Below are 13,295 nucleotides of genomic sequence, written 5' to 3'. Positions count from 1 at the left end.
TTAGGTGCCACCTAAGTGGGGTGGTACCCGTCAGAGCAGTATGACCGACGGGCAATTCACTAATTCGCTATTTCAAATAAAAGGATACTTACAGAAAAATAGATAAAGAATAGACTAAAACGATGAATGAAGCTTTATATTAGACATAATTCCTAAAAAAGAGCACATATTAATCTTTAAAACTTATTAAAGGCATTAAAACTTAATATATCTAAAAATATACCGTATTATCCGGTTTAAAATATACAGCATGAAAATAACTCGCAACCGGAGGTAGATGTCACTCATCTAGAAGAAAAATAATATTGCTCCGACCTTTTCTGGTCTTCCTTATCATACCACAATTCTCAAGCCCAAGTAGCATAACACTGACCTTACCTTCAGAATAGGTCAATAACTTACGAAGGTCCTTTTGTGTCATGGTCCCTCCATGAGACCTTATAATATCAATGATCTCCTGCTGCTCAGAGGACAATAGTAATTCACACTGCATTTCGTAAGCAACATCTGGAGTAATAGGATGATACCCCATTTCATGCATATCATCAGATGTCACCCCAGATGCAGAAGATACAAGGCATCCATCATTTGCCTTTTCTTCAACTGTATCCGAGGGCCTTTTTCTAAATTCATGCATCAATGAGATCAAAAGAATAAGGACAACTGAAAATGAGAATATGTAAAGATGGGTGAACGAGATATCATTCTGGTGGACAGCGGAAGTATCACTTACAGTATCCTGATAAACAGGCACAAGCAACATATCAACTACATAGTTACCTTCATCGGACACAGTGATAACCTCATCTCCATAGTATGAGAGACGATCATCCTCATAAGAACTGGCAGTAATGAGATATGTGCCATTTGGAAGGTCAAAGGAATATATACCATATTTTGCAACCATAGATTGCATAGGAGTAGAATTTACCTCGATCACAATGTTATCGAGTGGCTCGAACGTGTTCCATTCATATGCGACCCCATGGACAGTGGCAGTGCCCTCAGCAGCAGCAATATATGGAAAAAATAGAAGAATAGTAACGCAACCTGCATAATATGCCAGTCTCATGCCACATTACCATCGGATCATCATTTCATTTCAAATATAGATGGGATCCAGATACCTTCCTCTTGCGAACTGGAATTCTCAAGTGAATAGGTACCGTTACCGAACAGTTCAGCTTCACCTGTACCCTCCACAATGAGGGACAGATCATTGCCCATTACAGCTACAGTGATCAGTGAACCAGATACTGTCACATTACCACTTGCATCATTATATGATACCATATTGTGTGGTGACTCCTGAGAATCTGGAATTACTACTTGATCAGGCATTGTTTCATAGCTTGAAAGCTGATCTGCGTCGACCATCAGGTCACCTGAAAAATCAACTATCGAGAACTTGCCTTCAGACAGACCAAGGTCAACATCAATGTCACCTGAAAGTATCACGATACCATCACCTTCAAGAGTAAGGGTCTGATCCTCTGACAGTTCTACTGGTCCTGGAAGATATGAATGGATTATGTTGAATATATCCTTTAGTTCCTTATCAGCCAGAATTATCTTGTCCCTCGACATTGCAAGGTATTTTATCTCATCTGAACTGGATGATGAAGCATCTGCTTTGGAAAGGTAATCATTTGACTCAGATACAAGTGAAGCGTAATCATTTATCATCTGTTCCAGTTCCTGTACATCGTTCCCATCTCTTTCAAGAGCAGCAACTGTAACTTCCAGGCGCTCTACCATCTCAGTCGATTTTGCAATGTTCTCGCTCAGAAAGACCTTTTCATCCTTTGAGATATCGAGGTCGGACTGTGTTGGAGAAGGCTTGTCATCTGAGATATCTTTCTCACTTATATAGCTAGAGTACTGGGACAGGATGTCGTGTTGTTTTCCATGGACATCGGAATGCCTCACCTGATCCGCCATACCGGATATCAGTACGATCGCCACAAGGAACCCTATCAGTACAAGTGGTAGCTTTTTCATTATATATCACCTCACTCCGGGTGTTCCCATATAGCTTGACATATTATTGAAAATGAACATATTACATGCACCTTACGTTTTTATTACAAACCCAGAAAAGAGAGATTTAAATATAAACATACTTAGGGATAAGCCATTTTTCTGGCAAATAAAAAATAGATATAAATGGCTTTCAAACTTTATGAAGCTTTTTTAATGATTAAAATGATTAACAGAAGTATAAAAGCAAATAAAAGTTCTAAATAACTACGATATCAACTTTATTGTCTAATATAAACAGAAATAAGGCAAATTCAAAGTGATATTTTTACCGGCCAGAACCGCAATGTCAGAGAACTCCATAGTACGTATGGACCGATACCACCTGTACCTTATTGAACAGATAACTGATACGGGGATCTACCATATGAACATGTACAGAATTACTTGACCTTGGAGATCAGGTATGAGATAATCCATAAATGTCACATGAAAATAAGAGTATGATAGACTGTAATACCACATTTAAGGATTTCAAAGATTTCATCAGCAAATAAACCTTTATTGAAGTTTTATTTTTTAATTTGAAGCCATAATATCATCTTTTTTTGTTAAGTATGCTTATATTAAAGTCTGATAATCTTGGAATTGTCAGAGAGCGCTGACCAATATACCAGTGTGACCTGACTGAGAAAATAATGATGGAGAAAATGAATGAAACACAGATTCATGAAAGTTCTGGCCTGTCTTTCATTAGTAGTAATGGTACTTGGTGCTGTGACACCCGGTGCCCTTGCTGATGATGCAGGAACCACAGAAGATGCGAAAGAATTTGGTGATCATCCGATGATGCATGGGCCAAAGGGTGACCCGGGAATGAGCGATGACGGAACCATAGAAGCAATGGAGTTCGATTCAGAAGAAGAAGAACTGGCATTCTTTATAGAAAAGGGAACCGAGTCTATCAATAATAGGATCGAAATGCTTCAGGAGATGCTTGACAATATCGATGAGATAGAGGATGAGAACATCACAGAAGAAACGATCGAAGAAGAAATATCTGAACTTGAAGCACTTCTTGATGAGATAGAGAATGTAACTACAATGGATGAGCTCAAAGAGATCATGCAGGAAACAAGAGGATCCATGTCGGACATGAAGGGTGACAGACCTGAAATGGAGGAGATGGTATTCGATTCAGATGAAGAAGAGATGGCATTCCTTGTAGAAAGGGAAACAGAATCTATCAACAAGAAGATCGAAATGCTCAGTGAGATGCTTGAGAACATCGATGAGATAGAGGATGAGAACATCACAGAAGAGATCATCGAAGAGCAGATAACCAACCTTGAAACTTTGCTTGAGGACATCGAGAATGTAACAACACTTGATGAGCTCAAGGAGATACTGGAAGAGTACAGAGAAAGCAACCCTCAACCACGCGGACACAGAGGAGAGCACAGACCAGGGAGTGAGGGATCCGGGGAAGAGTGAACACAGAGTAGGCAACAGAGAGTTTCTGTAAACTATCCAATACCACCAACCACGAGATAGGATGATACATCCTATCTCACAAAACCTTGCTTACCGATTTTTAAGGAGATATATTATGAGAAGAGAGATCACGATATCATTCGCATTATTAATGATACTGTTCAGCACTGCAATACCAGGCGTTTATGCCCTGGAGGATGATAGCGGCATGGATATGCCTGAAATGAATGCTGACCAGATGAAAGAGATGACACTCGAAATGATCGAGAACAATATAGATTCACTGACCTCCCTGCAGTCAGAACTTGAAGATGAGGACGTACTTGATTCTGTTGACAGTCTTCTCGACCAGATGGAGACCTGGAAAACAGAACTTGAAGATACTGACGACGAAGATGAGATAACAGCGATCATGGAAGAGTTCAGAAGTTCAATGGAAGAAGCACCTGAAGAGGTTCGTGAAGCAATGATGCAGAACGGCCAGATGGAAGGAGAAGCTCGGGGCCCAATGGACGGGAACGGTACCATGATGGAAGGCAGCGAAGATATGCAGCCACATGAAGGCGACTTCCAGGGAAATGGAACTACGAACGGTGAAGCTCCCATGGACAGGACCACCGACAATGACGACACGACCCAGGTATCAGATGATACAAGTTCATCTGAAGAAAGTACAGGACTCCTTAGCAGTCTTATCAATATGATCAAAGGACTCTTTTGAGCCTTTGGACATTCACATTGACCCCTCCGGTCAAGCGGGCCAGAGCACACTGGTCCGCATCCTCTCTTTTACATATTATCAGCTCACTGGCAGCAGATAAATACTCCTTATTGCCATAGTAGATAAAAGGAGTTACTTTTTATACCATGACAATGATTAACACAGTCAAATATAACGTCAGCCACGGACGGAATATAATACCAAAAACGTTAACATACAATAGATTATCATAATCATCCTCACAGAGCAGGAGAAATGTCATGAAGATAGCAATACTTGGAGGCACAGGCAATATAGGCAAAGGCTTTGCACTTCGATGGGGCCAGAAACATGAGATCATCATCGGATCCCGAGATATTGATAAAGCCGAAGCTGTAGCTGCAGAATACAACGAAGTACTTGAGACACATGGATACAAACCGGTGATAACAGGTACTGATAACAGGACAGCTGCCGAAAAAGCCGAGATAATAGTTGTTGCTATCAGGTACAATCAACTCGCACCTGTTATGGAACTGATATATCCGGTGATCAGTGACAAAGTAGTTATCAGTGTAGTTGTTCCAATGGAAAAGAATTCATGTTACATCAGTCCCGGCAGCAACTATCCAAGAACACCTATCGAGAGTGAGGAATTCAATACCGAGTATTTCTGTTTCTCAATACCTGAAGCGGGAAGTGCAGCTCAGGAAATATTCACAATGATACCAGAGAGCACAGAGCTTGTTGCTGCTTTCCATACAGTTCCTGCTAAGAAGCTGGCGGATCTTGATATGGAACTGGATTATGACATAGGGGTCTGCGGCAACTCAATGCATTCCAAGGAACTGGTTTTCGGTCTTGTCAGGGACATATCCAACATGAGACCACTTGATATCGGACCTCTGGAAACTGCTGGTATGGTCGAATCCCTTACACCATTGTTGATCAATGTGGCTGCAAGGAATAAGATGAGAGACGTAAGTCTCAAGTTCATCTGACCTCAGGCCTAATTTTTTATTTCATACTTTTTTGATCGATCTAATTTTTGTTATTGACATTTTGATGATTTATCTTTATTTTTATAGCAAGCTTTAATTGCATGAACTTAGATAGCCTAAAATAATTTTGCATTTTCTGTGCAGAATATAGAGGAAGAATAGCAGGCGATCTAATGATAATATGCAATAAGGAAGACGTTATCAAAGCCATTGAAACCAATAACGTAAAATTCATACGTTTGCAGTTTACGGATATACAGGGAGTGGTCAAGGATGTTGAGATCCCGGTCACACAGATAGAAAAGGCCCTGACAACAGGAATATCCTTTGACGGATCATCCATAGAAGGGTTCGTGAGGATCGATGAATCTGATATGGTATTAAAACCGGATATCAGAACATTTGCGATACTCCCATGGAGCAAGGACAAAGGTGGTGTTGCAAGACTGATATGCGACATACACATGCCGGACGGAAGACAGTTCGAAGCGGACCCACGTTACGTCCTTAAGAAGGTCATGAAAGAAGCGGAAGAGATGGGATATACACTTAATGTGGGTCCTGAACTGGAATTCTTCCTTTTCGAAAAGGTAGATGGTAAAGCCACGACAACACCACATGACTACGGAAGATACTTCGAGTTCGCCCCCACTGACCTTGCAGAGGACATCAGAAGAGATATCGTCCTGACATTAACCGATCTTAATTTCGATATAGAGGCATCTCACCATGAAGTTGCTTTCGGACAGCATGAGATCGATTTCAAATACGGAGATGCACTGGCAACAGCAGATAATGTCATGACATTCAAATATGTCACAAGGACCATTGCAAAGCTTTACGGCCTGCATGCGACCTTCATGCCAAAACCCATTGCTGTTGAGAACGGTTCCGGAATGCACATTAACCTTTCACTTTCCAGAGGAGAGGAGAATGCATTCTATGATCCTGAAGCAGATATGGAAATAAGTGAGACTGCAAAACAGTTCATAGCCGGTGTATTAAAACACATCAAAGCTATTTCATGCATTTCAAATCCACTGGTTAACTCCTATAAGCGACTCATACCAGGATATGAGGCTCCGGTCTACATCACATGGTCAGGTGCAAACCGAAGCTCTCTGATACGTATACCTTCTGCAAGAGGAAAGAGCACAAGAGTGGAATTAAGAAGTCCTGATCCATCCTGCAATCCATACATAACCTTCGCAGCGATACTTGCTGCCGGACTTGATGGAATAAAGAACGGACTAGAACCGGGAAGGATAATGGACTACAATGTCTTCGACCTTAGCAAAAAGGAGCGTATCGAACGTGGGATCGATACACTGCCAGCGACCATCAGTGAAAGTGCTGACCATCTGGAGAACGATGAACTCCTCAAAGATACACTTGGAGAACATGTCCACGATAATATACTGAGGCTTGCAAGGGCAGAGTGGGATGCATACAGGACCCAGGTACATGACTGGGAGATACAGCGTTATCTGAATACCATTTGAGACATGAGTACGGAGTTCACTATAAAAGAAGCTAAAGGAACAGACTATCTACATGTGAAGAGATTCATTGAACTTGTAGATACAGATTTTTATCCTCCCCTGAGTGAAAGGGGAGGAGGAATCTCTGAGAGGATGCAGAGAGATCTTGATACACCTGAAGCTAATTATCTTATTGCCAGGTTAAGCGAACCAGATTCATCTGACCCTCTTTGTGGAATTATAGGAATGATCGGATGCACCAGGAACTGGAAAGGTAAGGACACTGCTTATGTGAATTTCCTTGCCACACATCCCGATCACAGAGGTCACGGAATTAGCAAAGAACTTACGATCAGGTATGAGAAATTACTGGCAGAACAGGGTATAAGACAAATATATCTTTGCACCTGGTCAAGTAACCCTGCTGCAATTAAGTTCTATGAAGACAGGGGATATTACGCATACTCGATAGTCCTTAATGATAGAGGAAACGGCGTTGATACTATATATTACAAAAAGAAAATTTAGTTAACTGTTATGCAAAACAATAATATATGATCAGAGTCTGGATTAGAGGGCTCTTCCTCAAATATCACTATCATAGCGGGATGAACTGAAGGATCCAATTCCTGAAGAAAGACCGCTTTGATTGAAAAAAGACAGGACACGAATGCCTATTACATGGTTAGGAAGAATAGAGGAAGTGGATAGGCACCGTGTCCATAAATATGATATTTCGTTTTTATTTACTCCTCTGGCATTCTTTCAAGCTTCTTTTTAGAGAGCTTTTCGATCAATTCCAGATTCACATCATTTTCAATTGACAACTTTCCATTGCTTACTGCACTGTTGACGAACTGTTTTCCGACAGGGTCGCGTATGATAAGGGTCGTGTATCCCTTTGCGCTTCCAATGGAACCTGCTGATACGTCTGCATCCAGAGCTGTGAGATCGGTACAGATATGACATCCAGGACGTACACAATCCTCTACATCTTTGAGTGAGATGACGGTCATGCTTCCATCCTTTAATGTGATCTCAAGTTTACCTTTTACATCAAAGTGGATGATGTCAAGAGGATCGATCTGACGCTCAGTGATGAGTTTGTCCTGCACAAGTTTCTCGTAGTCAAATGTCTCTGTACAGAAAAGTCCAACCACAAGGCGGATGTTCTTTCTGAACGGACGCAGAAGGTCAAGATCACTTGTTCGCATCTGTTTCATTGCCTGGGTGACACATGGAACACCTACAACTGCTATGTTGGTGAACTTGCGTGTCATGACAGCTTCCTTAAGTGATGCTACAAGTGGGACCCACCAGTTGTAACGGCTTCCTGCCTGATGAACAAGCACTTCAGAAGAGGTAATTACAGCAGATGATGGTCTGAGTGTCCATGGATCTTCCACAACAGTAACAACTGCATCGATCATGCCCTCATCAAGAGCATTGGTAAGTATTGCTGTCACAGCACCACCGCTCTGTTTTCTTGGAACATTCATATCTGCTTTTGCAGTTACGATCTCAATGTATTCTCCAAGAACATCAGATGATGGTTTTTCATTTCTTGGGCATACTTCATAGCATGCACCACAAGGAACTCCATCATTTACATCCTTACAGTAGCCACTGTTGAGAGGATGAGTGGAGTCCTCACCTAATTCAAAGTAAATAGCATCTGCCGGGCATACAGCTACACATGCACCACATGCTGCACATTTATCTGTTTCCCAGATCTCTGCTTTTAGATCAAGATAATTCTTACCTGCCATTATGATCACTCCCATGTGTATTTGCCTGCAAATGGTCTGGCGCTTGCAGGGATAATTCTTGAATAGTTCGTGTCTAAGAAGGGAGTTGGATCTATATCGAACCTACCACAGAACTCTTCTATCAAAGGAGATAGCCTTACCAGATCATCATCGGTAAACTCGACCTTCTTGGCTCCGACACCAAGCAGCTTATCATCCACATCGCCTCTTATGACGATCTCGCCACCGTGTATACCACTACCGATACCACGGTCCTCTACTGCTGGTTCATGACCAATGCCCAGAACAAGGATAATTCCGCCTGCCATATACTCGCCAAGGAACGCATGGGATGTACCGCCTATTGCAAGTATAGGACGTTTGCCCTCATACTCCTTCATGTGGATCCCGCCACGATAGCCGATGTTACCTTCTACGAAGACCTTTCCTCCACGCATACTGTGTGCAACTGCATCTCCAGCACTGCCGTGGATTATCAGTGATCCCCTGTCCATTGTGTTTCCAGGAGCATGTTCTGCATTTCCGAATACTTCGCATTCAGGACCGCTCATGAACATTCCGAGGTCTCCACCAGGAACACCATTGATGGTGATCTTTGCGTCGCCTCTTACTCCATTTCCAATGAAACGCTGTCCAAGGACATTATTGAGCACTATTTCCTTTACACCGGAAGCCACTGCTTCGCGGATCATTTTGTTCAATGGAGAATAGTGCATACCCTTTACATCTATAACCAAAGGTTCTGCCATCTTCAGGCCCCCATTGATTCAATTTGAAGTACATCAAGTAATCCCTGGTCAAGCATGTACCCTCTCAGACGTTCACGGTTGCCACGGAGACTCTCAATACTGTTAAGACCTGCTGCACCCATGAGCTCGCTCAGTTCAAGCGTCCAGCCATGAATAAGATTTGCAACATTCTCAGCACCGACATCAGAATCGATACGACTTACCAGTTCAGGCCTCTGGGTTGCGATACCCCATGGACAGAGCCCACGGTAGCAGTTACCACAGACACGGCATCCAAGTGCTATCAGTGCAGCGGTTCCTATGTAAATTGCATCAGCACCAAGTGCTATGGACTTTGCAAGGTCACCACTGTTGCGTATTCCTCCACTAGCTATAATGGATACTTCGTTCCTGATACCCTGGTCATTGAGCTTCTGGTCAACTGCAGCAATTGCTGCCTCGATCGGAATACCTACATTGTCCCTGAATACCTTTGGTGCAGCACCTGTACCACCCTTGAAACCGTCAATAACAACAGCATCAGCAGATGATTTTGCTATACCCGCAGCAATTGCAGCCACATTGTGTACTGCAGCGATCTTCACAAAGACAGGCTTCTCCCAGTTTGTGGCTTCCTTAAGACTGCGCACAAGCTGAGCAAGGTCTTCAATACTGTAAATATCATGATGAGGTGCAGGACTGATAGCATCTGAGCCCAGTGGGATCATACGGGTGCAGGATACATCTGCACACACTTTTTCTCCTGGAAGGTGGCCGCCAATACCTGGCTTTGCGCCCTGTCCTACCTTGATCTCAATAGCTGCACCGCGTTCCAGATAGTCGATATCGACACCGAAACGTCCTGATGCGATCTGGACTATTGAATGGTCCTGATATGGATAGATCGCCTCGTGCATTCCTCCCTCTCCAGTTCCCATGAATGTTCCGGTCTTTGCTACTGCCTTTGCAATACTGAGCTGTGCAGGAAGACTGATAGCACCATAGCTCATGTGACCTATCATGATAGGAGTGTCAAGTTTGAGATTAGGACTAAGTTTTGTCTTAAGATCAATGTCACCATTGTTCTTTGTAAATTCGAGTTTTGAAGGCTTCTTTCCAATGTATGTCCTCAGCTCCATTGGTTCTCTTAGAGGATCGATACTTGGATTTGTTACCTGACATGCATCAAGTAACAGCCTGTCAAATATAATTGGATAATCAACTGAATTGCCCATTCCCGCAAGGATGATCTTTCCTGTACGTGCCTGGTTAATGACATCTTCACGTGCCTCTACGGTCCATAGTGGGTGACTGCGATAATCCACAGGTCTTTCCTTAAGATTTATGGCATCCCTTGGACACATGGAAATACAACGGTGGCATGCAGTACACTTGCGTGAATCGATGAGGATCTTATCATCCTCTATACGATAAACACCATAGGAACAGTTGTCGACACAGCGCATACACTTCATACACTGGTCGCGGTCAATACTTATCTTGTATTTGAGTGGGACACTTCCGAGGCTCATTCTATAACCCTCCCTATGACAGGCTCGCCTGCCCGTGGCATGTAAATCGACTCTACATCAGGGTCCATTGTACGAATGGCTGCTTCTTCACTTGATATGTAAAGACGTGGTCCGTTCTCTCCTACTATGAGAGGACGCAGCTTTATCCTGTCTGTGAATCCAACGATCCCGTCCTTAGTTGCGACAACTATCGCAAAAGGACCATTCATCAGAGCAGAGCCGTATGTCAAACGCATTGTGCGCATGAACTCCTCTTCCTTCTCAGGCATCTGGTCAATAACATCCCAGAAAGGTGGAGCCAGTGCTTCTACAACCATCTCTGGTGGCATACCGTGCCTTCTTCCAAGAAGGTCGAACAGATATGCTACTACTTCAGTGTCAGTTAACATTGTACACTGATAACCGTGGCCTTCCACATAGCGACGGTTGGTTCCGTATGAGGTGATCTCACCATTGTGCACAACTGACCAGTCAAGTAGATTGAATGGGTGAGCTCCGCCCCACCATCCTGCTGTATTGGTTGGATAACGGTTGTGTGCAAGCCATATGTAACCCTTGTAATCCTCGATCCTGAAGAAGTTCGCTACATCCTCTGGCCATCCTGATGCCTTGAATACACCGAGATTGATACCTGATGAGAATACCAGTGCACCTTCCACATTTCCATTTATGTCCATCACAAGTTGCTTGACGTTATCATCGTCAGGGTTTGTGGTGCCCACCTTTTGGTCAGCAAATGGTTTAAAGAAATATCTCCAGGATATGTGTTCCTTCTTGAGACCTGGTTGCTCATATGTAGGGATCTCTTCCTGATGGATTATCTTTCCCCACTGTTTTAGTATTTCGTCAACCCTGGTCTTTGGTTCTAACAAATTATCAAAAAATACGTGGATAGCGTAGCAATCTGCATAATCAGGATATATGCCATAGGCTACGTATCCTGCGCCTTCTCCACTTCCTCTTTCATCCATCAGACTCAGGGCTTCCTTTATGCTGGAGCCATCCATTCTGGCCATGGTCCGATCGATTACGCCTATAATTCCGCACATGTTGATCACTATAAGTATTTAGTCTTGGGGCTATGAGATAGTATTTACCCAATATGAATTTAACCATGCAAAAATTCATTCAGGAAAAGCCCGGGTTCTCGTGAACAACCTCTATTCACGTTTTAACAGCCAAAAAAACGCTGTTTAGCTGAAATGATGTTGAAATGTATGAATTTGAAATATAAAGTGAAAGTAAGGGGAATTCCCCTTACAGTATGCTAAGGTATGTGTCAAGTTCCCACTGGTGAACCTGTGCCTTGTAGTCATCCCACTGAGCCTTCTTAGCCTCAATGTAGTTCTCAAAGACGTGTTCTCCAACAACACCCTTGATGAACTCACTTTCAGACATAAGGTCGATAGCTTCCTTAAGGTTGCCTGGGAGTGACTCAATTCCTCTTTCTTTCCTGTCTTCTTCAGAAAGCTTGAAGATGTTAACATCAGTTGATGCTGGTGCTTCCATTCCCTTCTCAATACCGTCAAGACCTGCACTGAGCATTGCAGAGAATGCAAGGTATGGGTTACATGCTGGGTCTGGGCATCTGAGCTCTACCCTTGTACCCTTTCCTCTTGATGCAGGGATCCTGATAAGGGAACTGCGGTTTGATGCAGACCATGTACAATAGATAGGTGCCTCATATCCAGGTACGAGCCTCTTGTATGAGTTGACTATTGAGTTTGTAATAGCAGCGAACTCACGAACGTGTGTGAGGAGACCTGCAATGTACTGCTTTGCAGTTGTTGAGAGCTGGTCAGGTGTGCTTGGGTCGTAGAATGCATTCTCTCCGTCCTTCATGAGGGACTGGTTGGAGTGCATACCTGAACCATTTACACCAAAGAGTGGTTTTGGCATGAATGTTGCGTAGTAGCCCATGTGTGCTGCAATGGACTTTACAACATATTTGAATGTTACAATGTTGTCACAGGTGGTAAGTACATCACCGAATCTGAAGTTGATCTCGTGCTGTGATGGAGCTACCTCGTGGTGGGATGCTTCGATCTTGAATCCCATTTCTTCGAGAGCGAAATCGATCGCCCTTCTGACATCCTGTGCTTTGTCAAGAGGTGCAAAGTCAAAGTATCCACCCATATCGGTTAGATTTGTGGTTGGGTGACCTTTCTCATCAAGTTCGAAAAGGAAGAACTCAAGCTCTGGGCCGATGTTCATTGTGTATCCCATTTCTGCTGCCTTTGCAATGGACTGCTTAAGGACATATCTTGGGTCGCCTTCGAATGGCTGGCCATTTGGTCTGTATACATCACCAATGATACGTGCAACAGCGCCTTCCTTTGGTCTCCATGGGAGTAGCCTGAAGGTGGTTGGGTCTGGCATAAGGATCATGTCGGACTCTTCGATTCTTGTGAATCCCTCGATGGATGAACCATCGAACATTACACCGTTCTCAAATGCACCCTCGAGATCTTCTGCAGGGATCGCCCAGCTTTTGATCATACCCATGGTGTCGGTGAATTGGATTCTTATGAATTTAACATCGTTCTCGGTTACAGCCTGTAACACGTCTTCCTTTGTTACTGGATTTGCGTTTGCCATTTTGAATACTCC

General features: G+C 43.2%; 12 protein-coding genes. 5 read left to right on the top strand and 7 right to left on the bottom strand.

Annotation, left to right across the window (positions count from 1 at the left end; genetic code table 11):
* Nucleotides 1-280: 280 nt before the first annotated feature.
* Both BM008_RS11565 and BM008_RS11560 read right to left on the bottom strand, forming a co-directional pair.
* Nucleotides 281-1,072 carry a DUF7343 domain-containing protein gene (locus BM008_RS11565; RefSeq protein ID WP_091937159.1) on the bottom strand — a complete coding sequence of 264 codons (792 nt, stop codon included), beginning with the start codon at nt 1,070-1,072 and terminating at the stop codon, nt 281-283.
* A gap of 20 nt (nt 1,073-1,092) precedes the next feature.
* Entirely contained in the window at nt 1,093-2,001 is a 909-nt protein-coding gene (locus tag BM008_RS11560) for a hypothetical protein (protein ID WP_091937157.1), read from the bottom strand.
* Between the two features lie 693 nt (nt 2,002-2,694).
* Here BM008_RS11560 and BM008_RS11555 point away from each other — a divergent pair.
* The 5 genes from BM008_RS11555 (at nt 2,695) to BM008_RS11535 (ending at nt 7,184) form a co-directional block, all read left to right on the top strand.
* The gene (locus BM008_RS11555; RefSeq protein ID WP_091937155.1) at nt 2,695-3,474 is read left to right on the top strand and encodes a hypothetical protein; all 780 of its coding nucleotides are present in this window, start codon (nt 2,695-2,697) and stop codon (nt 3,472-3,474) included.
* 115 nt (nt 3,475-3,589) lie between these two features.
* Nucleotides 3,590-4,195 carry a hypothetical protein gene (locus tag BM008_RS11550; protein ID WP_091937152.1) on the top strand — a complete coding sequence of 202 codons (606 nt, stop codon included), beginning with the start codon at nt 3,590-3,592 and terminating at the stop codon, nt 4,193-4,195.
* A 260-nt stretch (nt 4,196-4,455) separates the two neighbouring features.
* On the top strand, nt 4,456-5,175 hold the full coding sequence (locus BM008_RS11545) for an NAD(P)-binding domain-containing protein (RefSeq protein WP_091937150.1): 720 nt from the start codon (nt 4,456-4,458) through the stop codon (nt 5,173-5,175).
* 173 nt (nt 5,176-5,348) lie between these two features.
* The gene (gene glnA, locus BM008_RS11540) at nt 5,349-6,677 is read left to right on the top strand and encodes a type I glutamate--ammonia ligase (protein WP_091937148.1); all 1,329 of its coding nucleotides are present in this window, start codon (nt 5,349-5,351) and stop codon (nt 6,675-6,677) included.
* A 3-nt stretch (nt 6,678-6,680) separates the two neighbouring features.
* Nucleotides 6,681-7,184 (top strand): GNAT family N-acetyltransferase, encoded by a 504-nt coding sequence (locus tag BM008_RS11535; protein WP_091937146.1) that lies wholly within the window; start codon nt 6,681-6,683, stop codon nt 7,182-7,184.
* Nucleotides 7,185-7,402: 218 nt separating this feature from the next.
* Here the strand turns inward: BM008_RS11535 and BM008_RS11530 are convergent, their stop codons facing one another.
* The 5 genes from BM008_RS11530 to glnA (BM008_RS11510) all read right to left on the bottom strand — a co-directional run bounded on the left by BM008_RS11530 (nt 7,403) and on the right by glnA (BM008_RS11510) (nt 13,283).
* The gene (locus BM008_RS11530) at nt 7,403-8,425 is read right to left on the bottom strand and encodes a Coenzyme F420 hydrogenase/dehydrogenase, beta subunit C-terminal domain (RefSeq protein WP_091937432.1); all 1,023 of its coding nucleotides are present in this window, start codon (nt 8,423-8,425) and stop codon (nt 7,403-7,405) included.
* 5 nt (nt 8,426-8,430) lie between these two features.
* Nucleotides 8,431-9,174, bottom strand: coding sequence for a GltB/FmdC/FwdC-like GXGXG domain-containing protein (locus BM008_RS11525; RefSeq protein ID WP_091937144.1), 744 nt, complete (start codon nt 9,172-9,174; stop codon nt 8,431-8,433).
* A 2-nt stretch (nt 9,175-9,176) separates the two neighbouring features.
* Nucleotides 9,177-10,685 (bottom strand): glutamate synthase-related protein, encoded by a 1,509-nt coding sequence (locus BM008_RS11520; protein ID WP_091937142.1) that lies wholly within the window; start codon nt 10,683-10,685, stop codon nt 9,177-9,179.
* Nucleotides 10,682-11,734, bottom strand: coding sequence for a class II glutamine amidotransferase (locus BM008_RS11515; protein WP_091937140.1), 1,053 nt, complete (start codon nt 11,732-11,734; stop codon nt 10,682-10,684). The genes BM008_RS11520 and BM008_RS11515 overlap by 4 nt, the downstream gene beginning before the upstream one ends.
* A 208-nt stretch (nt 11,735-11,942) precedes the next feature.
* The gene (glnA, locus tag BM008_RS11510) at nt 11,943-13,283 is read right to left on the bottom strand and encodes a type I glutamate--ammonia ligase (protein ID WP_091937138.1); all 1,341 of its coding nucleotides are present in this window, start codon (nt 13,281-13,283) and stop codon (nt 11,943-11,945) included.
* Nucleotides 13,284-13,295 lie beyond the last annotated feature (12 nt).

The organism is Methanolobus profundi (assembly GCF_900114835.1).
GTDB lineage: Archaea > Halobacteriota > Methanosarcinia > Methanosarcinales > Methanosarcinaceae > Methanolobus > Methanolobus profundi.
The sequence above is the reverse complement of the archived record's forward strand: the minus strand, read 5'-3'. Positions and strand labels throughout refer to the sequence as shown.

Coding starts and splice junctions, on each gene's coding strand:
- BM008_RS11565 (WP_091937159.1), bottom strand. CDS start 1,072: ATGAGACTGGCATATTATGCAGGTTGCGTTACTATTCTTCTATTTTTT.
- BM008_RS11560 (WP_091937157.1), bottom strand. CDS start 2,001: ATGAAAAAGCTACCACTTGTACTGATAGGGTTCCTTGTGGCGATCGTA.
- BM008_RS11555 (WP_091937155.1), top strand. CDS start 2,695: ATGAAACACAGATTCATGAAAGTTCTGGCCTGTCTTTCATTAGTAGTA.
- BM008_RS11550 (WP_091937152.1), top strand. CDS start 3,590: ATGAGAAGAGAGATCACGATATCATTCGCATTATTAATGATACTGTTC.
- BM008_RS11545 (WP_091937150.1), top strand. CDS start 4,456: ATGAAGATAGCAATACTTGGAGGCACAGGCAATATAGGCAAAGGCTTT.
- glnA (WP_091937148.1), top strand. CDS start 5,349: ATGATAATATGCAATAAGGAAGACGTTATCAAAGCCATTGAAACCAAT.
- BM008_RS11535 (WP_091937146.1), top strand. CDS start 6,681: ATGAGTACGGAGTTCACTATAAAAGAAGCTAAAGGAACAGACTATCTA.
- BM008_RS11530 (WP_091937432.1), bottom strand. CDS start 8,425: ATGGCAGGTAAGAATTATCTTGATCTAAAAGCAGAGATCTGGGAAACA.
- BM008_RS11525 (WP_091937144.1), bottom strand. CDS start 9,174: ATGGCAGAACCTTTGGTTATAGATGTAAAGGGTATGCACTATTCTCCA.
- BM008_RS11520 (WP_091937142.1), bottom strand. CDS start 10,685: ATGAGCCTCGGAAGTGTCCCACTCAAATACAAGATAAGTATTGACCGC.
- BM008_RS11515 (WP_091937140.1), bottom strand. CDS start 11,734: ATGTGCGGAATTATAGGCGTAATCGATCGGACCATGGCCAGAATGGAT.
- glnA (WP_091937138.1), bottom strand. CDS start 13,283: ATGGCAAACGCAAATCCAGTAACAAAGGAAGACGTGTTACAGGCTGTA.